The following is a 26,036-nucleotide window of genomic DNA, read 5'->3' on the forward strand; positions in this document are numbered from 1 at the left end:
GGTCTGCTCAGAGTACGACTATCGACTCGGTCCGTTCTTTCAGCGCGCGGTTCATCGCGTCCAGTCCGTCCCGGAACGACGTCGCCCCGAACACCTGGTCCGTCGCGGTCCCGGTGAACTCCTCTCGCTGGACGACACGGGTTCGACTCTCGTCGAGGGCTTCGAGTTCGACCGTGTGTGTGCCATCGAACAGTCTCGGGGCGAGGTACTGGCCTCGCCACTGGAGCAACTCGTTCTCCGTGACTGCGAGTACCGTCGGTTCGAGGCGGACGCTCCGGCCCCCCGGCGTGTCGAGCCGAATCTCGATGTCTTCTCCTTCGACGACACGTCCCCGCGCGTCTGTGATGAACGGATTCCACTCGGCGTACCGCTCGAAATCTGTCAGAACCGTCCAGACGACGTCTGCGGGGGCATTGATGTCGATTGTCGTCTCGACTTCGTTCATGTCCGAAGGAGGTCCCCAGAGAGTATGACGATATCGCCATAGACATCGAGAGTATGGGGTGCTAACATGATTTCTCCTCGTTCCAACAGACTGAGAATCGGCCTGTCACTCTTTGTCCCTGCGCGGGCGTCCTTCACGTGGGACGCGACGACCCGTTCGGTGCTCACACCCACCCCGAACTGCCACCGTCGCCCCACCGAAGCCCCGCGATATCGGGTCCCTGCCCGGTGTCGCACTGCGAACCCACCGAACCACTGTCTATCTCTCACCTTTTGGCTCTTCGACACTACCGCCGGAGAGTACCGTCGTCGTCGAGGCTCCCCTCGTCACCGATACCAGATTCCATCCAATATTGCCGTAACTGTGGGTTATACGAACGTAGAGAAATATGCACCACGTACATGAGCAAGGACGAGGACTCTCGCTTCGACACCCGCGCAGTCCACGCGGGACAGGAGCCCGATTCGGCCACAGGGGCCCGTGCCCCGCCACTGTACCAGACCACGTCGTACGTGTTCCCCGACGCCGACGACGCCGCGGCCCGCTACGCGCTCGACCGGGAGGACTTCATCTACTCGCGCATCTCCAATCCGACCGTCGAGACGCTCGAAGAGCGACTCGCCGCGCTCCACGACGCACCCGGTGCGGTCGCGACCGCCAGCGGGATGGCTGCCCTCGACGCTATCACCTTCGTGCTCGCCGAGGCCGGTGACAACGTCGTCTGCTCGACCGACACGTACGGCGGCACGACCTCCTACCTCGCGAAGGCGGCCTGTCGCCGTGGTATCGAGGCCCGCTTCGTCGACACGCTCGACCTCGACGCGTTCGAGGACGCGGTCGACGAGAACACCGCCTACGTCCACCTCGAGAGCATCGGCAACCCGTCGCTGGTCACTCCCGACTTCGAGGCCGTCGCCGACATCGCCCACGAGGCCGGCGCGCCCCTCGTCGTCGACAACACGTTCGCCACGCCCGCGCTCTGTCACCCCATCGAGCACGGCGCGGACATCGTCTGGGAGTCCACGACCAAGTGGCTCCACGGCTCGGGAACCACCGTCGGCGGCGTCGTCGTCGACGGCGGCACCTTCGACTGGAACGCCCACGACTACCCCGAAATCGGCGGTGAGAACCCGGCCTACCACGGCGTCGACTTCTCCGAGTTCGACGCCCCGCTGGCCGCCGCAGTGCGCTATCGCTCCGTGCGCACCCTCGGCAACCAGCAGTCGCCGTTCGACGCCTGGCAGACCCTGCAGGGGCTGGAGACGCTGGGCCTGCGGATGCAGCGCCACTGCGAGAACGCGACGATTCTCGCCGAACACCTCGCGGACCACGACGAGGTCGCCTGGGTCACCTACCCCGGCCTGGAGGAGCATCCGACCCACGACAACGCCAGCGAGTACCTCTCTGGGTACGGCGGGATGCTCGCGTTCGGGCTGGAGGACGGGTTCGAGGCGAGCAAACGGTTCTGCGAGAGCGTCGAGATAACCTCGTTCCTCGCGAACATCGGCGACGCGAAGTCCCTCGTCATCCATCCCGCCAGCACCACCCACGCACAGCTCTCGGAGGAGGAACAGCGCGCCGCCGGCGTCCAGCCCGATATGCTGCGGTTCTCGGTCGGCATCGAGGACCCCGCGGACATCCTGCGCGACGTCGAAGCGGCCATCGACGCGGCGACGGAGGGAGCATGAGCAACGAACAGGACACGGCCTCGCTGGGCGAGTTCACCTTCCAGTGCGGGGAGTCTATCGACGACCTCCAGATCGCCTACGAGACCTACGGTGAGTTCGAGGGCTCGAACGCCGTGCTGGTCTGTCACGCCCTCACCGGCAGCCAGCACGTCGCCCGCCGCCCGGGTGCGGACGAGGGAACCGCGGGCCAGGCCCGCGCCTGGTGGGCCGACGTGGTCGGACCGGGCAAGGCCATCGACACGACCGAGTACTACGTCGTCTGCGCCAACGTCCCCGGCTCCTGTTACGGCTCTTCCGGCCCGGCCAGCGAGGGCCCCGACGGCGAACCCTACGGGACCGACTTCCCGCCCGTCACGGTCGGGGACTGGACCCGCGCCCAGCGCCGCCTGCTCGACCACCTCGGCGTCGGCCGTCTCCGGGCCGTCGTCGGTGGTTCCGTGGGTGGGATGAACGCCCTCGACTGGGCCGTCAGGTACCCCGACGACGTGCACCGGGTCGCCGCGGTCGCCACCGCCCCGCGACTCGACGCCCAGTGCCTCGCGCTCGACACCATCGCCCAGCGCGCCATCACGGCAGACCCGAACTGGAACGGCGGCCACTACTACGGCGAGGACCAGCCGAACCCTGACCACGGGCTCGAACAGGCCCGCCGCATCGGCCACGTCATGTACCTCTCGAAGGCCTCCATGGAGCAGAAGTTCGGCCGCCGGGCCGCCGGCCGCGGCCAGTCCCGCGAGGCACCCGACCCGGCAGGTGCGTTCTTCCCCTACCGCGACGTGGAGTCCTACCTCGACTACAACGCCGAGAACTTCGTCGACCGCTTCGACGCGAACAGCTACCTCTACCTGACCCGCGCCATGGACGACTACGACATGTCCGCGGGCTACGAGTCCGACGCGACCGCGCTCGGCGCGTTCGAGGGCGAACTGCTCACGCTCTCGTTTACGGGCGACTGGCACTTCACGACCGAACAGGCCGAGGCACTCGCCGAATCGGCGAGAGAGGTCGGCGTGCGCTGTGCCCACCACGTCGTCGAGTCCGACCACGGCCACGACGCCTTCCTCGTCGAACCGGGCAAGGTCGGCCCGCCACTGGCCGACTTCCTGGCCGACGGCGTCTCGGGCAAGTCGGTGACGGACACGGTCGAATCAGCAGAAGAAGGGGACGTGCACGCGCCGGTGCACACGAGCCTGTTCTCCTGAGTGGTTCGTTCCGTTCCTGTCTGTTCCCGGGTCCTTCGTTCCGACCCCGTCTGTCAGTCTTGCCCCCTGATACGACTGGGCAACTTCCTTGTCGAACGCATATCGGCAAAACTGACTGGTTCTCGGGAGGAGCACCTCTATCCCGAACGTTCGCCGGACTGGGGTGGACTCTCGATTTCTGAAGCAGATGTTCGTTTTGGAAATCTTTTGTGGTGATTGAAATGCTGTATTTTCACTCCCATCACAAGTTATTTATCTGAACAGTTCAGCTTGTTAGATTGCTGTAATGAACGCTACGGGTGGTTGGGGCCACCAGATTGGGGTATCGACAGCGGTAGTACTACTCACGTTGGCGCTCACCGTCGCAGCCGTGACAGGCCCTGCGGCAGCGACCGGTGCAGCGACGACACTGACGGTGGACGACGACGGGTCGTCCGACTACGACACGATTCAGAACGCGGTCGACAACGCGACCGCCGGTGACACCATCGTCGTCCACGACGGGACGTACGATGCATTTCTACTGAACGAGAACGTCACCATCAGGGCGGCCGCCGGGGTGACTCCGACCGTCTCCGGCGATGGCGCTGCCGTCGTCCAGATAGAGAACCAGAACGGCGACCCGACCGGTGCGACCGTCGAAGGACTGACGCTCGACGGGTCCGCGACGCTCGGCGTCGAGGTCCGGGCCGACGACGTGACGCTCCGTGACCTCTCCATCTCCGTCGGGACGACGGGCGTCCAGGTCCAGGACGACTCCGTGAACGGGGACGACGTGCAGGGCTTCCTCGCGGAAGACGTGACGGTGACCGGTGGCGACGTAGCCATCTCGGTCACCGCCGGCGAGGCCACCATCGACGGACTCTCGGCGACGGGCGTCGCCGTCGAGGGAATCGGGACGGCGACGACCGTCTCGGTGGCGAACACGAGCATCACCGGGGCGACAGACGACGTGCCCGGTGTCCGCTACTACACCGTCCAGCCGACCGAAGACGGGAGTGAGGCGACGGCGGTCACCAGCCTCCTCGACGCCAACCCCGGCATCGACTCGGTCGACGTGGAGACGACCGGGCACGACTACGACCGTGGCGCGGCCACGAACGGGACGTACTATCACTCGACGCAGGCGGCCGTCGACGCGGCCAGCGCGGGTGACACCGTGACCGTCTCCGGGACGGTCGGCCCGGTCGTCCTCGACGAGTCCGTCACGCTCGCCGGGCAGGGCGACGCGGTGGTCGACGCCGGCGGCTCCGGTGTCGGCATCCAGCTCGCCTCGGACGACGTGACGGTCCGCGACCTGACCGTGACGAACGCGACCAACGGCATCGAAGCCGACGCGGCGCTGTCGTCCATCACGTTGACGAACGTCACCGCGACGGGCAACAGCGCCGACGGCCTGGAGTTCCACAACGCGGCCGACGTGACCGACGTGACCCTCGCGGGCGTGAACTTCAGCGAGAACGGCCAGTCGAACGGCGGGGCCGGTATCGCCCTCGCGACGACGGCACAGGTCCACGACCTGACCGTCTCCGACAGCCACCTCGACCGGAACGGCTACTTCGGGCTCGGGTTCACGACGAACGGGAACGACGGTGCCCTCGACGGGTTGGTCGTCACCGATACGACGGTCGAGGACAACGGCCTCGCCGCGGGCGGTGACCCGTACCGCTCCAAGGGGCTCTACTTCGAGGCGCTCTCGAACGCGACGTTCGAGGACGTCTCCGTCTCCGGGAGCGAGTACGGCATCGAACTCAACCTGAAGAACGGGAGCTACGAGAACGTCTCCATCCTCGATTCGACGGTCTCGAAGGCCGGCGACCACTGGGCACCGGCGGTGTACGCCCAGCCGCGACCGCCGTCGTACCAGTACGCGCCGCCGGCGAACCTGACCGGCTTCGAGGTCCGTGACACGACCATCGAGAGCGACACCTACGCGCTCGCGATTCAGTACAACACGACCGACGTGACGGTGGCCGACAACACCATCGCGAACAGTTCGACCGGCTACGCGAACTGGGTGGCCGACAGCTCGACGGTCACTGTCGCGGACAACACGTTCCGGAACAACGACAGGCAGTTCTGGGACGCCACGACGAACCTGACGACCGACCTGGTCGCGGAGAACGACTTCGACGGCCTCGTGAACGTCTCGGCACACGACCTGCGTCCCGGTGACCACGTCTTCGGCGATGTGGACGCCGCGGTCGAGGTCGCCAACGAGAGCGCGACCGTCTCCATCTCGCCGGGGACCTACCCGACGAACGTGACGGTCGACCGGTCGATGACCATCGAGGGACCGAACGCGGGCGTCCACGGGAACGCGACCCGCGGGCCCGAGGCGGTGCTCGTCCCCGAGGACGTGAACCAGTCAGTCATCGTCACGCCCAACGCGACCGACGTGACGGTGCGCGGGGTGACGCTCGACGGGAACAACCCCGCCATCACGAGCGGGGTCGACGTCGACGGCGTCGACAGTGACGCCGGCGCTGGCCTCTGGTACTACGACGCGGCCCGCCAGAACCTCAACGTCACCGTCGAGGACAGCGTCCTCCGGAACTTCCAGTGGTACGGCGTGTTGCTGTACAACACCGGCGGCGGCGTCTCCAACGGCAACGTCATCGTGGACAACCGCATCGAGAACGTCGCGGACGGGCGTGGCGTCATCATCTACAACAACGCCTACGCGAACGTCTCGAACAACGTCATGACGCGGGTCGGTGCCGGCATCCAGACCGGCAACTTCCACGAGGCCGGTTCGCCCGCCATCATCGCGAACAACACCATCCGTGCCGAGTCGGTCGGCATCTTCCACAACCTGCAGTACCAGGACGCGAGCGAGTTCGTCATCCGGGACAACGACCTCGGCCCACTCGCGAACGGCACGGGCCGGGCCGGACTCGAACTCACGTCGCTCAGCGTCGACACGACGGCCACGAACAACGACATCGCCGGGACCGAGAACGGCATCGTCGTCTGGAACGACGCGAACTCCGCGAACGTCACCGTCCGGGGTGGCACCATCACCGACGTCGAAACGGGTGTGGTGGCGACCAACTACATGGGTCGCTTCGGGAGCCCTGACGCCGACGGCTCCTACGTCACCGTCGACGGCGTCTCCATCGACGCGGACCAGACCGGTATTCTGGTCAACGACTCCATCGACGTGGACGAGAGTGACAGCAGTTCCGACATCTCGCACGTGAACGTCACCGGTGGCACGACCGTCACCGGCAGCGAGCACGGGGTCGTGCTCTGGGGCGCGAACGCCTCGGCCGACTTCCGTGCTGCGGGTGCAGCCGACTTCGGTTCCGACGTCGGACAGATCGTCGATGTCCGGCCGAACGCCGACGAGTCGGGGGTCACCGGGACGGTCGACCTCGCGAACGTCACCGTCGCCGGCACGCCCATCGCCGACCTGTCCGACACGACGGTCGGGTCGCTGACCGGCATGCCGGTCGTCGCCGACGGCACCGCCTACGTGTCCTTCGACGCGGCACGCGCCGCGAACCCCGACGCGCAGTCGTTCGCCATCTCGCTGACCGTCCCCGGTGACGGCCAGCCGCACGCGGTCGGCTTCCCGGGCCCCGTCGACGCCACCGTCGGCGAGGTCTTCGGCGACTTCGACGGCGTGGTCTGGGCGTTCGACGCCTCGACCGACTCGTGGTACCGGCCGGCGGAATCGGAGGGCATCGACGCGCTCGACGCGATGGTCGTCGTGGCCGACGAGGAGACGAGCGTCACCGTCTCGTTCGAGAACGCGGGCTCGACTCCCGGCACGCCGGGCGAGCGCGCACTCGAACCCGGCTGGAACTTCGTCGCCGCGCCGCAGGGCGGTGACGTGGACCAGGCCATGTCGGCCTCGACGACGAGCATCGCCCGGGTCGTGGACGCGTACGACGACCCGAGCGGTCTCCCCATCAGTCAGCCCGACGACTTCGACCGGTATCAGGCCGGGTCCAGCGCCCAGCCGAACGTCAGCGCGTTCACCGGCTACTGGGTGTACGCAACCGGCGACGGCGAGATAGCCACGAACGTCTACGAGGGCGTCACGGTCGACGAACTGTACGACTTGCTCCACGACCAGACCGATGACGACTGACCAGCGCATCGCACGGCTCGTCCTCGGGCTCACCCTGCTCGCGGTCGTGCTGGCACCGGTCGCCGGGCCGGTCGCCGCGAGCACCGGGTCTACGGGGCCGCCGAGTCCGCCGCCCGCCTACTACGGACAGGTGCTGGTGAACGGCGACCCGGCACCCGCCGGTATCGAACTCGTCGCGGTGGTCGACGGCGAGGTCCGTGGGACCATCACGACCGGTTCGAACGGGACCTACGGCGGCCCGGAATCGTTCGACGAGAAACTGGAGGTCACCGGAAACAGCAGCGAGGACTCGGGCGCGACGGTCCGCTTCCGGGTCGCCGGGGCCGACGCCGACACCACGGTGACGTGGGAGTCCGGCGACCACCGCGAACTGGTCGTCCAGGTCACCGACACCGGCGCGCCGACCGCGGACCCCGGCGGTGCCCGCGAGGCAAGCGTCGGCGAGTCGGTCGCCTTCGATGGCAGCGCGTCCACCGACGACACGGCCATCGTGGCCTACGAGTGGACCGTCGACGGGGAGACGAACACCGGTTCGAGTACCGCCTTCACGCTCGAGGAGACCGGCGAGTACGACGTGTCGCTGACCGTCACGGACCTCGCCGGCAAGACGGACACCGCGAACGCGACCGTCACCGTCGCCGGAAGCGGTGGCGGTGGCGGCGGCGCTGGCGGTGCCGGCGGAGGCGGCGGTGGCGGCGGCCAGGGTGGCGAGGAGAACCAGGGAACGGTCCGAATCGCGAACTGGTCGTTCACCCCGACCTCGCCCGCCCCCGGTGAGCAGGTCACGATGACCGTGACCGTCGAGAACACTGCCGACGAGACGAAGCGAATCACGCCCGCGCTGTACGTCGACGGCGAGTTCGTGGAGGGCAAGCGCATCTCCGTCGTCAGCGGGACCCAGCGCACGGTCCAGTTCACCCACACCTTCGTCGATGAAGGGACCCACACCCTGAGTCCGGACCAGCTGGACTTCAGGACCGTCCAGGTCGGCACCGGGACGACCACGCCGGCGACGACCACGGACACCACGCCGACAGCCACGGCCACGGGGACGGGACCGCCCTCGACGGAATCGACGACCACCGCCGGTGGAGCCGTCGTGCCGGCGTCCCAGACCGCGACCGACGGGGCCAGCACGCCCGCCCCGATACAGGAGTCCGGTGGCGGTCTCGAACTCTGGCAGATCGGGATGATCGCGATACTCGCGGCCGCTGCCGCGGTGGCCGCCTCGCTCGTCCGCTGGGCCTGAACCCGCGGTCTCGCCGCGCTTTCTTCCCGGGTTTCCGACTCGCACTCGATTCCGTCTTCCCGACTCACGCTTCGATTCGAGCGACGTCCCAGCCGTGAGAGTGAAACCCTTCGCGGCCGTCGGTTCGAACGACACACGGCCGACCGGCCGGGACCGACAGGATGGAGTCGCCCAGTCACACGAGCGAGCAGAGCGTCGACGCTGCCGAGACGAGCCTCGGTGGGTCCGCCACCGTCAGTGACCTCCTCGCGCTGACGAGCGTCCCGGCGGTGCTGTGGGCGGCGTACGCCCTCCCGGACGAGACGAAACGGAACGCGGCGCTCTCACACACCGACCCGACACTCGTCGACGCGTTCGTCTCGCACTACGTCCACCTCGTGCCCGGCCACCTCCTCTCGAACCTCGGCCTCTACCTGCTGGTCGCCCCGCTCTCGTACCTGCTCTGTGCGGTCGCGGGGCGAAAGCGGGAGTTCCGCGTGGCCTTCGTCTCGTACCTGCTGGTGTTCCCGTTCGTCATCTCTGGCCTGAACGTGCTCATCGCGCGCCCGACCGTCGGCCTCGGTTTCTCCGGCCTCGGGCTGGCGTTCGTCGGCCTGCTCCCGTGGGCGCTGTTTGCGTACCTGCAGAACCGGATGCCGGAGACGTTCCAGACCGAGCGGGCCCCGGCGCTGTTCTTCCTCGGCGCTGTGGTCATCGGGATAATCGTCATCCCGCCGACGCTGCTGACGATGACCGGCGTCGTGATGGCCTCTATCGGTCTCGTCGCCTACGTCGGCGTCCTCGTCTTCCGGCGCTCCTCGCGACTGCCGTCACGGTTCTCACGGGCCCTCGCCACCCCGGGGTACCTGGAGATCGCCGCGCTCTCGCTCGTGGTGTTCGTGGGCGTCGCGGTGCTGACGTTCTCGGTGCCGGCGGTCAGCGACGGCGTCGTCGTCAACCACTACACCCACTTCGTCGGCTACTCGCTCGGGTTCATCGTCCCGTACACGCTGTTCGACGCGCTCGGGTGGTAGGCCGGCGACGTGCGCCGATGGTGGAGCCGGCGCAGACTCAGAACAGGCCCTTCTCGTCCAGCAGCTCTTGCAGCTCCGCCATCGTCTTCACCGTCTCGTCACAGGCGGGTTCGACGGCGGGCTTGGGCTCGAAGCCGATCGCGAGACCAGCCACTTCGAGCATCGGCAGGTCGTTCGCGCCGTCGCCGACCGCGACGGTGTCCTCGATGGAGACCTCCATCTCGGCGGCGTAGTTGCGCAGCGCGGTGTCCTTGGTGCCCTCGATGAGCGGCCCCTCGACGCCACCGGTGAGCACGCCGTCTTCGACCGGCAGGCGGTTCGAGACGATGGCGTCCACGCTGACGCCCTCGCGTTCGAGGGCGGCTTTCACGCCGCGCTGGAAGCCGCCGGTGAAGATAGCGACGACCACGTCGTGGTCGTTCAGCGTGCGGATGAGGTCGGCCGCGCCCTCGCGCAGTTCCACCTCGTCGAAGGCGGCCTGTGCGTCCTCGTCTGGGAGGTCGGCCAGCAGGCCGGCACGCTGGCGGAGGCTCTCGGCGTAGCCGATTTCGTCGTTCATCGCCCGCTGGGTAATCCTGGTCATCTGGTCGGCGACGCCCATGCGATTGCCGAGCAGGACCGTCATCTCCGAATCCGAGAGGGTACCGTCGAAGTCGAACGCGACGAGTGTCATGTGCGCCTGTGTGTCGCCGGGGTGCATGAAAACCTCGGTCCCGGCGACGTTTCGGGAGGTGTGCAGAAACACGTGCCCGACACCGGGTACACCGACCGACTGCGGTTAGCTGACCGGAACGTCGATTCGGAACGCCAGGTCGACTCGCTCATCCGAGTTCGGAAACCGCACCGACTCCGTGAACAGGTAGTCCCCATCGGGCCCACAGCCACTCCCCGCGGACAGGACCTCGTACTGCCGGGCGATGGCCGCCCCTGGCTCCAGCCGTCTCCGCTTCAGGAGCGCGACCGGCGAGACGGTGTCCGCGACGAGCCAGCAGTCCCCGTCGTACGCCTTCGCCGAAATCTCGTCGTCGCCGTTCGAGTTCTCGATGCCGACCAGGCCTGCCGAGTCGAGTGGGAACAGCTTGAGGTGTCCCGCTCCGTCGACCCGTACTCCCCCGTAGTTCGTCAGCGGCGGCGTGGCCCCGAACAGTACCTCGACCGGGTCCGGGCCGGCGTTCCTCAGAGAAAGTTCGACCACAGCGGGAGTCTCCGCGGTCGCCGTCCGAACCGGCTCGGTCGCGGTTTCGAGTTCGGCCGTGGCTGGGGTCGCGACCGTGGTCCGGGTTCGGCTGCCGGTTTCGGTCTTCGTCGTCGTCTCGGTCTCCGTCGCTGGCTCCGTAGCCGACGTGGTGGCGGGACGTGTCTGCGTCGAGGGAGTGGACGAGGACGTGTCACCTCGTCCGGCCCAGCCGGCACAGCCCGAGAGGAAGAGTGCGGACACCTGTGCCAGCACGGCTCGACGGTTCATGGAACTCGCTTCTGGTATCGCGATTGAATACTTTCCGGTCACCCCGACCGGCCGACATCACCGCCGACGAGCCGGCGCGGGCGCACGACGGCGTGCCAGCACTCTGGTTGGGGTTCACACACGACGTGGTAGGACCTCTCATTCTACGAAATTCAACCGTTACAGGAAGCGTTAACACCGCCGAGGTGGTTGCCACGCGCATGAACGTACTCGTGACTGACCCCATCGCGGACGCTGGCCTGGCCGTGCTCCGCGATGCGGGCCACGAGGTCGAGACAGCGTACGACGTGGAGGGCGAAGCCCTCCTCGAAGCAGTGGCCGACGCCAACGGGCTCATCGTCCGCTCCGGGACGGACGTCTCCCGTGAGGTGTTCGAGGCTGCCGAGGACCTCGTCATCGTCGGGCGCGCCGGTATCGGCGTGGACAACATCGACATCGAGGCCGCGACGGACCACGGGGTCATCGTCGCGAACGCACCCGAGGGGAACGTCCGCGCCGCGTCCGAGCACACGGTCGCGATGGCGTTCGCCGCCGCGCGTTCCATCCCACAGGCGCACATCCGCCTGAAGAACGGCGAGTGGGCCAAGAGTGACTACCTCGGGTCCGAGGTCAACGGCAAGACCCTCGGCGTCGTGGGCCTCGGCCGCGTCGGTCAGGAGGTCGCCAAGAAGTTCCACAGTCTGGGGATGGACCTCGTCGCGTTCGACCCGTACATCTCCGAGGAGCGCGCCGACCAGCTCGGGGCCGAACTCGTCGACCTCGAGGAGTGTCTGGAACGCGCGGACTTCCTCACCGTCCACGTCCCGCTGACGGACGAGACGGCGAACATGATATCCGACGACGAACTCGCCAAGCTCGAGGGCGGCTACGTCGTCAACTGCGCCCGTGGCGGCGTCGTCGACGAGGACGCGCTCGCTCGCGCCGTCGACGAGGGCGTGCTCGCCGGGGCTGCGGTCGACGTGTTCGCGGAGGAACCGGTCCCCGAGGACAACCCGCTGCTCGCTGTCGACGACATCGTCGTGACGCCCCACCTCGGCGCGTCCACGGAGGCCGCCCAGGAGAACGTGGCCGTCTCGACCGCCGAGCAGGTCGTCGCCGCGTTCGCGGGCGAACCCGTGATGAACGCGCTCAACGCGCCCTCTATCGACGAGACGGCGTTCCCGCGCCTCAAGCCGTACGTCGAACTCGCCGAGACCGCCGGCAAGGTCGCCGCCCAGTTGCTCGACGAGCGCATCGAGAACATCTCGGTCATCTACCAGGGTGAAATCGCCGACGAGGACGTCGACTTCGTCACCGCCAGCGCGCTCAAGGGCGTCTTCGAACCGCTCGAGTGGCAGGTGAACGCGGTCAACGCGCCGAGTATCGCCGAGGAGCGTGGCGTCGAGGTCACCGAGACCAAGACCCGTTCGGCCGAGGACTTCCAGAGCCTCATCACCGTGAAGGTCTCCGACGGCGACGAGGAGGTCTCGGTCTGTGGAACCCTGTTCGCGGGTGACGACCCGCGCATCGTCCGCGTCGACGGCTACCGCGTCGACGCCATCCCGCACGGCCGCATGGTCGTGGCACGTAACGCCGACGAACCCGGTGTCATCGGCCTCATCGGCAGCGTGATGGGTGACTACGGCGTCAACATCGCCGGGATGTTCAACGCCCGTGAGACCATCGGCGGGGAGGCGCTCACCGTCTACAACGTCGACAGCGAGGTTCCCGAAGAGGCCATCCAGGCGCTCCACGACGACGACCGCATCATCGAGGTGCGCCAGATCGTCCTCAACGGCGGCGAGTAGGGCTCCAGAACGGTTCTTTTCGACGGCCGCTCAGGCGATTCGGTCGGCAGCCGTTCGATACCCGTCGAGCACCTGCCGTCCCCAGTCGACGGCATCGGGCGCGTCGGTCGTCGCGACGGCGGCGACGACGCCGCGCTCGTCGTCGAACCCGAGGAGGACGAGCGTCTCGTCGTAGATGGCGAGGTCCAGGGTCACCTCGTCGGCGGCGTAGAACGCCGTGTTCTCGTGGTCCATGACGTCCCCGGCGACGGCCGTGTGTTGTCGCTGGAGACGGTCGAGGACACGGCTCGGGAACGTCCACTCGAAGACGACGCCGTCACAGACCTGCTCGTACGTCAGTTCGAGGGTCCGTGGCGAGCCGAAACTCACCGTCGCACCCACTATCTCGCGGTCCGTCCCCGCGATGACGGACTCGATGTGCTGTTCGACGGCGTACGGCTTCGCGGCGGTCGATTCGACGACCGTCGCGTCCCGCAAGCGGTTCGTGTTCTGGACGAGGAGGGGGGCATCGACGTAGCGCAGGAGTGGCGCGATTTGCTCGGCCCCGTCGAGGCCCTCGCGGAACCGGCGAACCTGGTGGACCATCGCGCTGCCGACGCCGGTCGTCCGGTACCCCTCCGCAGTCCGTTCTAGCAGGCCCCGTTCTTGCAGTTCGTTCGTCGCCCGGTAGGCGGTCGCCCGGGAACATCCGGCCCGGTCGGCGATGCGCGACCGACTCACCGGGTCGTCGTCACAGGCGTCGAGTACGTTCGCGCGTTGCAACAGCGAGACGGCGTCGTCGATGTCCCCCGTATCCATGCGAGTGGGTTGGGACCGAGCGCGATAACAATTCACCGATGAGATGGTTTCTCACCCGTGAAACAGCGGGGGCCAGAACCTATATTGCCGATTTTTGCTTCTTGGTGTGCATGACTTCCCCGTTCACTCGGAGAATTAGTAACGGAGCGACAGTCCGTGGTTCACTGTCACACGGATACCGGCGGAGTGGCCGACGCGAGACGACCGGACGGCTGGCGGATTCGGGTCGATGTGGTGACGTGCGAAACCCTGGAGCAGTGGTCGCGTGAGTACCGGAAGAGGCCTCAGGTCCGTTGCGGTCGTCTTCTGTCTCCTTCTCGTGTGCTCGGCGGGTACGGCCGCGACGGTCGGTGCGACCGGGAGCGGTGCACCGCCGTCGGTGTCGTACTCCAGTGCAGCAATCGCTCAGACCTCGCTCCCCGCAGGGAGCGCCGTCACGGCGAGCGTCGACGTGTCGAACTCCGGCGGCTCCGCCGGGACGTACAACGTCTCGGTGTCGGTCGACGGGACGGTTCGTCAGTGGGCTAACGGCACCATCGGGGCCGGTGGGTCGAAGACCGTCACCATCAACGAGACGCTCTGGACCACCGGCGACCGGACCGTCACCGTCACCGGCGGCAGCGCGAGTGCGACCGAGACAGTGACGGTGAAGGCGGTTGGGAACGCGAAGTTCCACGGCGGCCCGGGGAACCTCGGGCACTATCCGGACACCTTCGGGCCGACGAGTGAGCCCATCGAGGCGTGGAACATCACCGATGGCACGCCGATGGTGATGCAGCCGACCATCGTGAACGGGACGATGTACATGGCGTTCCACGACGGTGGAAAGTTGTACGCGCTCGACCCCGAGACGGGCGCGGAGAAGTGGAACGCGACGCCCGGCGGTTCGTCGGGGTCGACCTGGACCACGCCCGCGTACGCCAATGGCGTGCTCTATCTCGGCAGCAACGACTACAAACTCCACGCCATCGACGCCGACACCGGCACGGAACTGTGGAACTACTCGACGCAGACGAACGTCCGGTCCGCTCCTTCCGTGGTCGACGGCGTCGTCTACTTCGGCAGCAACGACGGGAACCTGACGGCGGTGAACGCCACGACCGGCGAGGAACTGTGGTACTACACGATGTACCAGCCGGTGCTGGTCGAGTCGAACCCGGCGGTGGTCGACGGTGTCGTCTACATCTCGGCGGACGACAAGAACCTCACGGCGCTGGACGCCGAGACCGGCACGAAGCTCTGGAACTACACGCTCATCGACGACAGCCAGTCCGGCCCGACGGTCGCCAACGATACCGTGTTTGTCGGCAGCGACACTACGCCAACTGGCAGCGACGGGGAGCTGTATGCGATCAACGCGACCGATGGGACCAAACGCTGGAACTACACCATGTCGGGCGATGTCGACTCTAGCCCGGTGTACGCGAACGACGTGGTGTACGCGGGGAGCCGCGGCGGCGACCTCGTGGCGCTCGACGCGTGGACCGGCCAGAAGATCTGGAACGTCACCCGGAACGGCTTCCGCGGTGCACCGGTCGTCGCCGGTGGCGTCCTCTACATTTCGGACTACGGGAACAGTACGGTCTACGCGTTCAACGCGACCGACGGCACCGAACTCTGGCAGTACGACTCGCCGGTATCCACCCTCTATCCGACGCCCCTCGCGTGGGAGGGCTACCTCTACTACGGCTCCGGCAGCGCGTTCCACGCGCTCAAAGAGCCGAGACCGACGATAACGAACGTGAACGTGACCAACCCGAGTGGTCAGAATGTGAACGTCTCGTTCGACTCGGACAGCCAGCTCGTGAACATCTCGGTGTCCATCAGCGGGGCCGAAACCGCGACGCTCACCGAGAGCGACTTCACCGAGTCCGGGAGCAGCGGGAGTTACACCTACACCGCGACCTACAGCGGTAGCACCGACGGGACCTACACCGCGAGCGTCGACACCGCCGAGAACTCGGACGCGAACGACGGCGCAGGTGGCGAATCCGACAGCGTCACGGTCGATACGACCGCCCCGACCGCCGACGCCGGGTCGGCGATTGCGGGTGATGCGGGCGTCGCGCTCTCTGTCGACGCCAGCGCCTCCAGCGATAATCTCGGTATTTCGAGCTACGAGTGGGACTTCGGCGACGGCACCGCGAACGAAACCGGCGTCTCGCCCACGCACGCCTACACGTCCAGTGGCACCTATACGGCGACGCTCACCGTGACCGACCAGAGCGGCAACACCGACACCGACACGGTGACGGTCACGGTCGACCCGGCGTGGCCGTCGTTCGGTTTCACGCCATCGGGTGCGAGGGCCGCCCCGAACGCGACCGGCGTCGACGCACCCATCACTGAACGCTGGAACTTCACTACCAGCCTCGGCTACGTTGAGTCGTCTCCGACGGTCGTCGGCGACACCGCCTACGCTGGCGGTAACGACGGCAACGTGTACGCGCTCAACGTCACCGACGGCACGGAACGCTGGAACTACACCACCGGCAACCCGGTGCAGTCGTCGGCTGCGGTGGTCGACGGAACCGTCTACGTCGGCAGCGGTGACGACGTGTACGCGCTGAACGCGACCGACGGCACGAAACGCTGGAACTACACCACCGGTGGCCCGATAGAATCGTCGCCGACGATAGTCGACGACGTCGTCTACATCGGTAGCGGCGACAACGACGTGTATGCGCTGAACGCGACCGACGGCACGAAACGCTGGAACTACACCACCGGCGCTACCGTGGACTCGTCGCCAGCGGTGGTCGACGGGACCGTCTACGTCGGCAGTGGTGACGACGACGTGTACGCGCTGAACGCGACCGACGGCACGAAACGCTGGAACTACACCACCGGCGCCGACGTTACGTCGTCACCAGCGGTGGTCGATGGGACCGTCTACGTCGGCAGCATCGACGACGACGTGTACGCGCTGAACGCCACCGACGGGACCAAAATCTGGAACTACACTACCGGCGGGCGCGTGGAGTCGTCACCGGCGGTCTGGAACGACACCGTCTACGTCGGCAGCAACGACAACAAGGTGTACGCGCTGAACGCCACCGACGGCACCGAACGCTGGAACGTCACCACCGGCCACCAGGTGCGGTCGTCGCCAGCGGTCGTCGACGGCACCCTCTACGTCGGCAGCATCGACAAGAAGGTGTACGCGTTGAACGCCACCGACGGCACCGAACACTGGAATCACACCACCGACGGCATGATCGTGTACTCGTCGCCAGCGGTCGTCGACGGCACGGTCTACATCGGGAGCCGCAACTCCAAGGTGTACGCGCTGACCGGGAAACCGGAGGTGAGCAACCTCACGGTGACGAATCCGAGCGGGCAGGACGTACAGGTCAGCTTCGACTCCAGCAAGCAACTCGCCATTATCTCGACGTCCATCAGCGGGGCCGAAACCGCGACGCTCACCGACAGCGACTTCACCGAGACCGACAACGGCAACGGCACCTACACCTACGCCGCGACCTACAGCGGGTCGAGTGACGGCACCTACACCGCCACCGTCGACACCGCGAAAGATTCCGACGGCAACGACGGCGCAGGCGGCGAATCCGACAGTGTCACCGTCGACACGACCGCCCCGGCCGCCGACGCTGGCAGTAACGTGACCATCGCTTTCGGCAGTCGAACCAGCCTCGACGCGAGCGCCTCTACCGACGCCGTCGGTATCACGGGATACTCGTGGAACTTCGGAGACGGTGCGACGGGCACTGGTGCGACCGTGAACCACACGTACTCCGCACCCGGCGACTACACGGTGACGCTGACGGCCACCGACCAGGCGGGGAACACGGACACGGATACGGTGACAGTGACGGTCGAGGACGCCTACGCGATGTTCGGCTACGACTTCGAGCACACGAACAACGTGAGCGGCCAGTCCGGCCCGACCACGAACCCCGAGCAGGCCTGGACGTTCGACACCGGTGATGTCATCTACAGCACGCCAGTCATCGTCGACGGCACCGTTTACATCACCAGCAAGGACGGGAACGTCTACGCCATCGACGAATCCACCGGAACCAAGCGCTGGAACACGTCGGTTCCGACATCGTATACCGGCCTGGCTGTCGTCAATGGCGTCGTGTACGCTGCTGCGGACGACGAGGTCTGGGCGCTCGGGACGACCGACGGCAGGAAACGCTGGAACACCTCGCTCGATGCAGCGGTCACGGCGCATCCGACTGTGGTCGACGGCGTCGTCTACGTGCCAGACAACCTCGGTAACGTCACGGCACTCGACGCGGCGACGGGCAGCGAGCAATGGGCGGTCGACACTGGTGGAACGGCCCTCTACTCGACCCCGACTGTGGTCAACGACACCGTGTACGTCGGGAGTGGGACGGGCAAACAGGTCTTCGCACTGAACGCCTCCGACGGGACGGAACGCTGGAATTACACGACACAGGGACGAGTCTACCCGACCCCCACCGTCGTCGGTGACACGGTCTACGTCGGCAGCTACGACCAGAACGTCACGGCACTGAACGCGACCACCGGAAGCAAGGTCTGGAATACGACTCTCTCCGGGAAGCTGACCCAGGGCCCCATCACCCACAGTGGTGGTGTGCTCTACGTGAGTGACAAATCCGATAACATCACTGCACTGAACGCGACCGACGGTCGCGAGGTCTGGAACTACACGACGAGTGAGTACGCCTACGCCGGCGTGGTCGTCGCTGATGGCGTGGTCTACACCACCACCATCAGTGGCGACGTGTACGCGCTCAACGCCACCGACGGTAGCGAGCGATGGACCGACTCCGTCGGGACGGCGAGCTACACGACGCCGACCGTCTGGAACGGAACGCTCTACGTCCCCGGTAGCGACGGCACGCTCTATACGGTCACGTCCGGCGGCAGTGGTTCCGGGTCTGGGTCCGGGTCCGGGTCCGGGTCCGGGTCCGAAACGGACACGGGAACCGACACCGGGACCGACGACAGCGCGGAGACCGGGACCGCCACCGATTCGACGGTCGTGACGGTCGACCGGGACGGCAGCGATACGAACCGCTCCGACATCGAGGTCACGAACGCGCAGGCCAACCAGACGGTCGTCGTGGACCTCGGCACGAACGAGTCCGAGACCGGCGAGAACGAGACCGGCGGGGAATCGGGCCAGTCCGACGGTGAACCCGACCAGTCCAGCGATGGCAAACCGAACATCGCCGTCGACGGCCTCGAACTGAACGTCACCCGTGGCGGCGACTTCACGCTGAACGTCACCACGGAGGAGCGTCCGATTGTCGAGGCGTCGCCAGACGACCCATCGGGCCAGACGGCAGGTCTCTCTGACGATGACCGCGCGTTCGTGGAGGAGACCGGGAGCCGCCCGGCTGGGTACGTCATCGTGAACCACACCGTCAGCGACGACGACATCGACGACGTCACCTTCACTTTCAGCGTCCGGAAGACGTACCTCGAATCGTCCAGCATCGAGGCGGAGTCGGTGGCGCTCTACCGCGACGAGACGACCCAGTGGCGCCAACTCCCGACGCAGGTCGTCGGCGAGACGGACACCCACTACCGCTTCGACGCCGTCTCACCGGGGCTGTCGCGGTTCAGCATCGGGGTCCGCACGCCGGTGCTCGAAGTGACCGAGACGGCGCTCCGGACCGATACCGTCACCGTCGGCGAGGACGCCACGGTCGCGGTCACGATTGCGAACCTCGGCGGGGCCGACGGCGAGACCACGCTCACGCTCGCGGCCGACGGCGAGCCAGTCGCGACCGAACGGGTGACCGTGGCCGCGCGCTCGGACACGACCGCGACGCTCGCGGCGTCCCTGTCGACGCCGGGAACCTACGACCTCAGTCTGGGCGGAGAGTCCGTCGGCTCGGTGACGGTCGAGGCGGCACGGACGACCGAGGAACCGCCCGCGACGGCGGCCCCAGACGACAGCGCGGACGAACCGGGCGACAGCGGGACGACGGCGGCCACGGCGACGGCCGCGTCGACTCACGACGGCGGCGACGGTGGCCTCGGCATCCCTGTCACGTTGCTCGCCGGGCTAGGCGTCGTCGTGTTCCTGGTGGCGGCCGGCTACCGGTACCAGCAGCGAGAAGACTGAGGACGACCGCCGTCGTCGCTCAGGAGAACCGCGACAGGAGGCGTGTGAGCAGTCCGGACGGGGAGGGTGAATCGGTCGCCTGCTCGTCGGTGGTCACCGCTGTCTCCCGTTCGTCGAGAATCGTCTCGTACCGCTGTCTGAGCGCCTGTACCTGACTTTCGCGGGCCGAGAGATCTCGTTCAAGCTCGTCGATACGGGCTCGGAGGGCAGCGGCATCGGGCTCGTCGGGTGACGACTGCTCGGTGGTTTCCGCGCCACTGTCGGCCGTGGTGGCGTGTTGTGACACGTATGCTAGTTCGTATCGTGGCTACAAGAAACGTCGGCAGACCGGCGACAGACCGGCGACAGACGAGCGTCAGACGACTTGACCGGTGGCTTGACTGTGTCAGTTACCGAGGTGTTCGAGCACGCCCGCGGTGTCGCCCGGGACGGGTTCGGGGTCGGCTCCGGCTTCGGCGGCTGCGTCGGGGTCTTTCAACAGGTGGCCGGTGGTCAGGCAGACGACGCGCTCGTCGGCGTCGACCTCGCCCCGTTCGCGGAGTTTGCGCAGGCCAGCGACGCTGGCGGCGGAGGCGGGTTCGACCCCGACGCCCTCGCCGGCGAGGTCGCGCTGGGCCGCGGTTATCTCTTCGTCGCTGACGGCGACGGCGGTGCCACCGGTCTCGCGGATGCCCGGAAGTGCCTTCGGCGCGTTCACCGGGTTCCCGATGCGGATGGCGGTCGCGATGGTCTCGACGTGGTCCCAGCGTCGGGTCTCTTCTGCACCGTTCTCGATGGCCTCGACCATCGGTGCCGCGCCGTCGGCCTGCACACCCGTGAGCTTCGGGACCTCATCGGTCTCCAGCGCGCCGGCCTGGACGAGTTCACGGAAGCACTTGTACAGCGCCGAGGTGTTGCCCGCGTTGCCGACGGGGAGGACGATGCGGTCCGGGTACTCGCCATAGTCCTCCCTGTGCGCCTCCAGAATCTCCAGCCCGATGGTCTTCTGCCCCTCGAGCCGGAAGGGGTTGAGCGAGTTGAGCAGGTACGCCTCGCCGCGGTCCGCGAGGTCCTGGACGATGTCGAGACAGGTGTCGAAGTTCCCGTCGACCTCCAGAATCCGCGCGCCATGGAGGGACGCCTGGGCGACCTTCCCGGCGGCGACCTTGCCCGCGGGCAGGAGGACGAGCGTCTCGAGGTCGGCCCGCGCCCCGTAAGCGGCGAGCGCGGCCGAGGTGTTCCCGGTCGACGCGCAGGCGAGGCGGTCGACGCCGAGTTCCTGGGCGACCCGGACGCCCATCGTCATACCGCGGTCCTTGAACGAGCCGGTGGGGTTCATGCCCTCGTGCTTGATTCGGAGGCTCTCGACGCCGACGGCTTCCTCGAGCCGGGGGACCTCGTGGAGCGGAGTGTCGCCCTCGGGAAGGGTCACACCGACCTCGAACGGAAGCCCTGCGGAGTACCGCCAGACGCCGCGGCCCTCGAAGTCGTCCCACGTCGGGAGGTCCGCGTAGCGGACTTCGAGTAGCGCGTCGCAGTCACAGGTGTAGCGAATGTCGTCGAACGGTGCGTAGGTGTCGCCGCAGTCGATGCATTCGAGCCAGACACCGTCGTCCGCCTCGTCGGGCGCTGCCGGTGCCTCCGCGGTCAGCGAGAGAGAACTCATTATCCGGCGGGTGGCGCTACGCGGGCAAAAAGGCGCAGGTTTCCGCGAAACGCTGCCGTGTCGTTTTTATTCTCACACTAGTTCGTCGATTGCGTCGAGGAACGCCTGAAAGTCGTCAGCGCCGGCCTGTTTCGCGATACTCTGGAGCGTCCCGGTATCGAGTTCGTCGTGCATCGGGACGATTACAGTTCGCTTCTCGTCGGTATTGGGATGGATATACCGGAGTTTGACGTGGCTCCCGGTCTGCCCGACACGCCGGAAGCGCCACTTCTGGAGGGCTTTCACGACGTCCTTTCCGGAATACGTCCCTCTTGTCACTATTGTTGGGCGTTGCGTTTATCGTTTAAAAAGACACCCTTCTATCTCTACTTTATTCTGCAAGACTGCCTGTTCAGAACCAGGGTGCGTCGGCTGATTCGGACGCATCATCCTCGTCAGCGACAGGCTGTTCGTAGAGTTCGAGTGCTTCCGCAAGGTTCGCGAGTGCCTCTGGCTTCGTCTTGCCCTGGCTGGCGATGCCAGTCCGCTCGTCCGTCGCGACGATATGTTTATCACCGACGGTAATCGTGATGTTGTCGCCGTCGCCGGAGACGTCCTTGGCATCGACCATCTCAGTCCGTACTAGGACTGACTGCCGACATATGACTTACGCCAGAAGTAGAGCGGACAGCTAGTGCTCCTTCAAGACGCTTCACTCCGCCAACTCGCCGTCGAACTCCTCGATGACCTCGTGGACGTGCTCGACCCACTCGTCGAGCGCCCGGTGGAGCATCTCTTTCGCCTCGGGGAGCGGTTCGGCGGTGTACTGGTAGACGTACCCACCCGAATCGAGCAGGCGGCGTTCCCGTGACGCGAGGCCACGTTCGAGCAGGGTCGACAGCGACCGGTTGACGTTGCTGCGGTCGCGTTCGAGCTGGCCAGCGAGTTCCTCGACGGTGCTTCCCGGCTGGTCGATGAGCGCGAGGTACGTCCGCGTCTCGTGCTGGTGGATGCCGAAGACGCAGCTCATGACCTCGCGGAAGCCGGGGTCCGGCTGTTCCATGAGGTCGCCGAGGTGGTCCGGCGTCGCGTCTGTCATGCAGGGAAGAAGGAGACGGCCGGTCTAAAGGCTACTCCTCGCGGTCGATAGCGATGTAGCCCTGTTTCTCGATGCACGTGCGCATCTCGTCTTCGGTCTCGTGTTTGTGTAACGTCGTCGGGGTGTCGCAGTAGAAGATTCGGCCGTCGTGGCGCAGGGTGACGTCGTGGTCGACGCCCAGCATCTCGGTGGTGATGACGACGCGCCGTCCCGCCCGGAGCGCGTCGAGTATCTCGTCTGCGCTGAGTTCCCCGGCGCGTGCACGCAGTGGCTCGGCCATGGTCGTTCGATTCGTACTCCGGCGGCGTGTCACCTGATTCTTTCGACCGGCTGTCTCTCTGGAACGTCACGTTCCTCTGGGAAGTGCATGTGAAATGCCAACAAGCGGCATTGTTTCACGTCCAGGCCGCGTATCTGGCACCATGGCACCGGAAACTACGACTCCAACAGAGCTCGAAACTACCGAGAAGATGAAAGAATGGCAGGGGGGCGTCGTCGCGGGACTACTCGGTGGTGCCGTGTTCGGTATCCTCATGACCCTCCAGACGCCGGGCGTCATCGAGAACGGCATCCCGGCGTTGTTCGGGTTAGAGGGTGGCCTCATGGGATGGATCGTCCACATGTCCATCGCCGCCGTCCTGGGCGTCGGCTTCGCCGCCCTGCTCCACTACGTGCCCTCGCTCATGGAGACGATGCAACGCAGCACGCTCGCCGGTATCGCCTACGGCGCGGTCCTGTGGCTGATACTCGCGGTGGTCGTCATGCCCATCTGGCTGTCGACCGTCGGCTTCGCTGGCGCGCCCTCCGTCCCGAACATCAGCATGACCAGCCTCATCGGGCACCTCGCCTTCGGTGGCGTCCTCGGCGCGACGTTCCCGCTCGTCACCTACACGACCGGGAGCACCGAAACGGAGACCGGAACGCAACCGCAGTGAGGAATCGGTAATCGCACGGTACGGCGTGCGCTTCGGACGCACGACCGGGTCACGGCTTTTTATCCCAGCACAGTCGTTCACGGTATGCCCACGACGACTGACAGTATCGACCCGATAGAGAGCCGCAACGCGATGGTGCTGGGGGGCGGAATCGCTGGCCTCGTCGCCGGTGGCGTCTTTGGCCTGCTCATCCAGTTCCAGCTCGGGCGGATGACCGCCATCGGTGCCATGTACACCCTCGGCGAGCCGAGTCTGAGCCTCGGCTGGGTGGCACATCTCGCCCACAGTGCCCTGTTCGGGGCGCTGTTCGGGCTTATCGTCGACCGCGAACCGCTCCGCGAGAAGATGGGGGCGTACCACGTTGGTGCTGGCACGGCCGTCAGCTACGGAATCACGCTGTGGGCACTCAACATCGTGTTCCTGTGGCCCCTCTGGCTGAACAACGTCGGCTTCGGGCAGGGGCTCCCGATTCCGAATATCGCCACGATGCCCCTCGTCGGGCACGTCGTCTACGGCTTCCTGCTCGGTATCGTGCTGGCGATGCTCGTCAGAACCCGGACACTACACTAGTCAACAGCGCCTTCTGGGCGTGCATGCGGTTCTCCGCCTGCTGCCAGACCAGCGAGCGCTCACCCTCGATTGTGTCGTCGTCGACCTCCTCGCCGCGGTGGGCGGGCAGGCAGTGCATGACCTTCGTGTCGCTCCCCGAGAGCAAGTCCTCGTTGAGCTGGAAGCCGTCGAAGGCGGCGACTTTCTCCTCGCGTTCGTCCTCCTCGCCCATGCTGACCCAGACGTCGGTGTACACGACGTCGGCGTCGGCGACGGCCTCGGCCGGGTCGTTGGTGACCGTCGGTTCATCGCCGAGGTCGGCGGCCGCGTCCAGGGTCTCCTCGCTGAGTCCGTAGCCTTCGGGCGTCGCCACGGTCAGGTCGATGCCGGTCATGGCACAGCCCTTCGTGAACGACTGGGCGACGTTGTTGCCGTCGCCGACCCAGGCCGCCGTGACGTCGGAGAGGTCGCCGAAGGTCTCCTGGATGGTCTGGAGGTCGGCGAGCGTCTGGCAGGGGTGGGCGTCGTCCGTGAGGCCGTTGACGACCGGCACGTCGGCGTAGGCCGCGAGTTCCGTGAGGTCGTCGTGGTCGAACAGGCGCGCCATGATGACGTCGACGTAGCCCGAGAGGGCACGCGCGGTGTCCTTGATGGGTTCGCCGCGGTCGAGTTGCGTGTCGTCCGGGCCCAGGAAGACGGCGTGGCCGCCGAGCTGGGTCATCCCGGTCTCGAAGGAGACGCGGGTGCGCGTCGAGGGCTTCTCGAATATCATCGCCAGCGTCTTGCCGGCGAGGTCGGCGTGGGACTCGCCCGCGGCGAGCTGTTGCTTGTACGTCGCCGCCTGCTCGAGGACGGCGTGCAGTTCGTCTGCGCTCAGGTCGTCGACGGTCAGGAAGTGCTTCGTTGTCTGTGCTGGCATCGGTGTGGTGGAGTCGGTGTGGGTGCTCATTGCAGTTCGTCGGAGACGGTCTCTAGGACCGCGATGGCGTTGTCGTAGTCGGACAGTGCGATACGTTCGTCCGGCGCGTGGTCCAGTGCGGAGTCGCCCGGGCCGTAGGTGGCCATCGGGCAGTCCCACGCGGCGGCGTACAGGTTCACGTCGGCAGTGCCGGTCTTTCTGAGGAGGCGGGGGTCGCCCCCTCGTCGGCGTATCGCGACGCGGAACGCCCGCGCGACCTCGCTCCGGGGGCTGACCATCACGGGCGGGATGTGGTCGTCCCACTCGATGGAGCCACCGTCGAGCGCGGCCTCGACCGTCTCGCGGATCTCGTCGGCGTCCGTACCGGGCGGAATCCGGAACTGTGCGTCTACCGTCGCGCCGTAGGCGAGGCCGTCGTCGGTGACGCCGCCGTCGATGTCGACGGGTTTGGCGGTCACCGAGTCGAACACCTCGCCGTCGGCGGCGGGCGGGAAGACCTCCTCGATGCGGCCCCACCAGGCCATCGCGTCCTGGATGGCGTTGGGGTCCGGGCGGGAGGTGTGCGCCGAATCGGTGTGGGCGGTGTACTGCGCGGTCAGAAAGCCGCGGTAGCCCAGCGTCACGCCGTCCCAGCCCGACGGCTCGCCGTTGATGACGGCGTCGGGTTCTTCGCGGTCTTCGACCAGATACCGGGCGCCACGGGAGTCGGACTCCTCGCCGACGACGCCGACGAAGGAGACGCCGGTGCGGACCGCCGCGACGGCCATGGCACACAGCGGGCCGGTCGCGTCGACGGTTCCGCGGCCCCAGAGGACGTCCTCGCCGTCTTCCTGCTCGATACGGACCGGGATGTCCCCGGGCACCGTGTCGATGTGGGAGGTCAGCAGGACCGAGTCGTCGGCGGGCGCGCGGACGTTTCCGATATCGTCGATGTACGCGTCGCGGCCGTGGGCCTGGAAGAAGTTGCGCAGGCGCTCGGCCGCGGCCGTCTCCTCGCCCGAGGGCGAGGGGATGGCAACCATCGATTCGAGCAGTTCGCGGGCGACCCCGTCGCTGACTTCCGTTGCCATGCTCGT

Annotated in this window: 21 protein-coding genes; 9 read left to right on the forward strand and 12 right to left on the reverse strand. The window is 66.8% G+C overall.

The window, feature by feature from the left end; all coding sequences use genetic code 11:
- Window positions 1–7: 7 nt before the first annotated feature.
- Complete coding sequence (locus tag ACSC1R_RS05255) at window positions 8–445, reverse strand: SRPBCC family protein (protein ID WP_439028026.1); 438 nt, start codon at window positions 443–445, stop codon at window positions 8–10.
- 401 nt (window positions 446–846) lie between these two features.
- On the opposite strand from ACSC1R_RS05255, the gene ACSC1R_RS05260 reads away from it, so the two are divergent.
- The 5 genes from ACSC1R_RS05260 to ACSC1R_RS05280 all read left to right on the forward strand — a co-directional run bounded on the left by ACSC1R_RS05260 (window position 847) and on the right by ACSC1R_RS05280 (window position 9,696).
- The gene (locus ACSC1R_RS05260; RefSeq protein WP_439028027.1) at window positions 847–2,133 is read left to right on the forward strand and encodes an O-acetylhomoserine aminocarboxypropyltransferase/cysteine synthase family protein; all 1,287 of its coding nucleotides are present in this window, start codon (window positions 847–849) and stop codon (window positions 2,131–2,133) included.
- Complete coding sequence (metX, locus tag ACSC1R_RS05265) at window positions 2,130–3,335, forward strand: homoserine O-acetyltransferase MetX (RefSeq protein WP_439028028.1); 1,206 nt, start codon at window positions 2,130–2,132, stop codon at window positions 3,333–3,335. The genes ACSC1R_RS05260 and metX overlap by 4 nt, the downstream gene beginning before the upstream one ends.
- Before the next feature lie 370 nt (window positions 3,336–3,705).
- Entirely contained in the window at window positions 3,706–7,434 is a 3,729-nt protein-coding gene (locus ACSC1R_RS05270) for a right-handed parallel beta-helix repeat-containing protein (RefSeq protein WP_439028029.1), read from the forward strand.
- Window positions 7,424–8,683: a PKD domain-containing protein gene (locus ACSC1R_RS05275; RefSeq protein ID WP_439028030.1), complete on the forward strand. Its 1,260-nt coding sequence runs from the start codon at window positions 7,424–7,426 to the stop codon at window positions 8,681–8,683. The genes ACSC1R_RS05270 and ACSC1R_RS05275 overlap by 11 nt, the downstream gene beginning before the upstream one ends.
- Window positions 8,684–8,844: 161 nt before the next feature.
- Window positions 8,845–9,696, forward strand: a complete 852-nt coding sequence (locus ACSC1R_RS05280) for a hypothetical protein (protein ID WP_439028031.1) — start codon at window positions 8,845–8,847, stop codon at window positions 9,694–9,696.
- Window positions 9,697–9,733: 37 nt separating this feature from the next.
- On the opposite strand, the gene serB is transcribed toward ACSC1R_RS05280, so the two are convergent.
- Entirely contained in the window at window positions 9,734–10,369 is a 636-nt protein-coding gene (gene serB / locus ACSC1R_RS05285; protein WP_439028757.1) for a phosphoserine phosphatase SerB, read from the reverse strand.
- Window positions 10,370–10,474: 105 nt separating this feature from the next.
- Window positions 10,475–11,161, reverse strand: a complete 687-nt coding sequence (locus ACSC1R_RS05290) for a hypothetical protein (RefSeq protein ID WP_439028032.1) — start codon at window positions 11,159–11,161, stop codon at window positions 10,475–10,477.
- A 200-nt stretch (window positions 11,162–11,361) separates the two neighbouring features.
- On the opposite strand from ACSC1R_RS05290, the gene serA reads away from it, so the two are divergent.
- Window positions 11,362–12,948, forward strand: a complete 1,587-nt coding sequence (gene serA / locus ACSC1R_RS05295; protein ID WP_439028033.1) for a phosphoglycerate dehydrogenase — start codon at window positions 11,362–11,364, stop codon at window positions 12,946–12,948.
- A gap of 30 nt (window positions 12,949–12,978) precedes the next feature.
- Here serA and ACSC1R_RS05300 read toward each other — a convergent pair whose 3' ends face one another.
- A complete protein-coding gene (locus ACSC1R_RS05300; protein ID WP_439028034.1) occupies window positions 12,979–13,746 on the reverse strand; it encodes a helix-turn-helix transcriptional regulator in 768 nt (255 codons plus the stop codon).
- Window positions 13,747–14,011: 265 nt separating this feature from the next.
- On the opposite strand from ACSC1R_RS05300, the gene ACSC1R_RS05305 reads away from it, so the two are divergent.
- Window positions 14,012–19,834: an outer membrane protein assembly factor BamB family protein gene (locus tag ACSC1R_RS05305; RefSeq protein WP_439028035.1), complete on the forward strand. Its 5,823-nt coding sequence runs from the start codon at window positions 14,012–14,014 to the stop codon at window positions 19,832–19,834.
- A gap of 19 nt (window positions 19,835–19,853) precedes the next feature.
- On the opposite strand, the gene ACSC1R_RS05310 is transcribed toward ACSC1R_RS05305, so the two are convergent.
- The 6 genes from ACSC1R_RS05310 to ACSC1R_RS05335 form a co-directional block, all read right to left on the reverse strand.
- Window positions 19,854–20,120 (reverse strand): hypothetical protein, encoded by a 267-nt coding sequence (locus tag ACSC1R_RS05310; protein WP_439028036.1) that lies wholly within the window; start codon window positions 20,118–20,120, stop codon window positions 19,854–19,856.
- 99 nt (window positions 20,121–20,219) lie between these two features.
- Entirely contained in the window at window positions 20,220–21,479 is a 1,260-nt protein-coding gene (thrC, locus tag ACSC1R_RS05315) for a threonine synthase (protein WP_439028037.1), read from the reverse strand.
- Window positions 21,480–21,551: 72 nt separating this feature from the next.
- Window positions 21,552–21,797, reverse strand: coding sequence for a type II toxin-antitoxin system HicA family toxin (locus ACSC1R_RS05320; RefSeq protein WP_439028038.1), 246 nt, complete (start codon window positions 21,795–21,797; stop codon window positions 21,552–21,554).
- Between the two features lie 73 nt (window positions 21,798–21,870).
- Window positions 21,871–22,089 (reverse strand): type II toxin-antitoxin system HicB family antitoxin, encoded by a 219-nt coding sequence (locus tag ACSC1R_RS05325; protein WP_439028039.1) that lies wholly within the window; start codon window positions 22,087–22,089, stop codon window positions 21,871–21,873.
- Between the two features lie 81 nt (window positions 22,090–22,170).
- Complete coding sequence (locus tag ACSC1R_RS05330; protein ID WP_439028040.1) at window positions 22,171–22,557, reverse strand: helix-turn-helix domain-containing protein; 387 nt, start codon at window positions 22,555–22,557, stop codon at window positions 22,171–22,173.
- Window positions 22,558–22,588: 31 nt separating this feature from the next.
- The gene (locus tag ACSC1R_RS05335) at window positions 22,589–22,837 is read right to left on the reverse strand and encodes a hypothetical protein (protein ID WP_439028041.1); all 249 of its coding nucleotides are present in this window, start codon (window positions 22,835–22,837) and stop codon (window positions 22,589–22,591) included.
- A 190-nt stretch (window positions 22,838–23,027) separates the two neighbouring features.
- Here ACSC1R_RS05335 and ACSC1R_RS05340 point away from each other — a divergent pair, with 190 nt between their 5' ends.
- Window positions 23,028–23,492, forward strand: coding sequence for a histidine kinase (locus tag ACSC1R_RS05340; protein WP_439028042.1), 465 nt, complete (start codon window positions 23,028–23,030; stop codon window positions 23,490–23,492).
- Window positions 23,493–23,576: 84 nt separating this feature from the next.
- Window positions 23,577–24,062, forward strand: a complete 486-nt coding sequence (locus tag ACSC1R_RS05345; protein WP_439028043.1) for a hypothetical protein — start codon at window positions 23,577–23,579, stop codon at window positions 24,060–24,062.
- On the opposite strand, the gene argF is transcribed toward ACSC1R_RS05345, so the two are convergent.
- On the reverse strand, window positions 24,040–24,990 hold the full coding sequence (gene argF, locus ACSC1R_RS05350; protein WP_439028044.1) for an ornithine carbamoyltransferase: 951 nt from the start codon (window positions 24,988–24,990) through the stop codon (window positions 24,040–24,042). The two genes, ACSC1R_RS05345 and argF, sit on opposite strands and share 23 nt — an antisense overlap.
- Window positions 24,987–26,030, reverse strand: coding sequence for a [LysW]-lysine hydrolase (locus ACSC1R_RS05355; protein ID WP_439028045.1), 1,044 nt, complete (start codon window positions 26,028–26,030; stop codon window positions 24,987–24,989). The genes argF and ACSC1R_RS05355 overlap by 4 nt, the downstream gene beginning before the upstream one ends.
- Window positions 26,031–26,036: the final 6 nt, after the last annotated feature.

Source organism: Haloarchaeobius ordinarius, assembly GCF_051801355.1.
GTDB lineage: Archaea > Halobacteriota > Halobacteria > Halobacteriales > Natrialbaceae > Haloarchaeobius.

Coding starts and splice junctions, on each gene's coding strand:
- ACSC1R_RS05255 (WP_439028026.1), bottom strand. CDS start 445: ATGAACGAAGTCGAGACGACAATCGACATCAATGCCCCCGCAGACGTC.
- ACSC1R_RS05290 (WP_439028032.1), bottom strand. CDS start 11,161: ATGAACCGTCGAGCCGTGCTGGCACAGGTGTCCGCACTCTTCCTCTCG.
- ACSC1R_RS05260 (WP_439028027.1), top strand. CDS start 847: ATGAGCAAGGACGAGGACTCTCGCTTCGACACCCGCGCAGTCCACGCG.
- ACSC1R_RS05325 (WP_439028039.1), bottom strand. CDS start 22,089: ATGGTCGATGCCAAGGACGTCTCCGGCGACGGCGACAACATCACGATT.
- thrC (WP_439028037.1), bottom strand. CDS start 21,479: ATGAGTTCTCTCTCGCTGACCGCGGAGGCACCGGCAGCGCCCGACGAG.
- ACSC1R_RS05275 (WP_439028030.1), top strand. CDS start 7,424: ATGACGACTGACCAGCGCATCGCACGGCTCGTCCTCGGGCTCACCCTG.
- ACSC1R_RS05345 (WP_439028043.1), top strand. CDS start 23,577: ATGCCCACGACGACTGACAGTATCGACCCGATAGAGAGCCGCAACGCG.
- metX (WP_439028028.1), top strand. CDS start 2,130: ATGAGCAACGAACAGGACACGGCCTCGCTGGGCGAGTTCACCTTCCAG.
- ACSC1R_RS05300 (WP_439028034.1), bottom strand. CDS start 13,746: ATGGATACGGGGGACATCGACGACGCCGTCTCGCTGTTGCAACGCGCG.
- argF (WP_439028044.1), bottom strand. CDS start 24,990: ATGAGCACCCACACCGACTCCACCACACCGATGCCAGCACAGACAACG.
- ACSC1R_RS05355 (WP_439028045.1), bottom strand. CDS start 26,030: ATGGCAACGGAAGTCAGCGACGGGGTCGCCCGCGAACTGCTCGAATCG.
- ACSC1R_RS05335 (WP_439028041.1), bottom strand. CDS start 22,837: ATGGCCGAGCCACTGCGTGCACGCGCCGGGGAACTCAGCGCAGACGAG.
- ACSC1R_RS05280 (WP_439028031.1), top strand. CDS start 8,845: ATGGAGTCGCCCAGTCACACGAGCGAGCAGAGCGTCGACGCTGCCGAG.
- serA (WP_439028033.1), top strand. CDS start 11,362: ATGAACGTACTCGTGACTGACCCCATCGCGGACGCTGGCCTGGCCGTG.
- ACSC1R_RS05340 (WP_439028042.1), top strand. CDS start 23,028: ATGAAAGAATGGCAGGGGGGCGTCGTCGCGGGACTACTCGGTGGTGCC.
- serB (WP_439028757.1), bottom strand. CDS start 10,369: ATGACACTCGTCGCGTTCGACTTCGACGGTACCCTCTCGGATTCGGAG.
- ACSC1R_RS05330 (WP_439028040.1), bottom strand. CDS start 22,557: ATGACAGACGCGACGCCGGACCACCTCGGCGACCTCATGGAACAGCCG.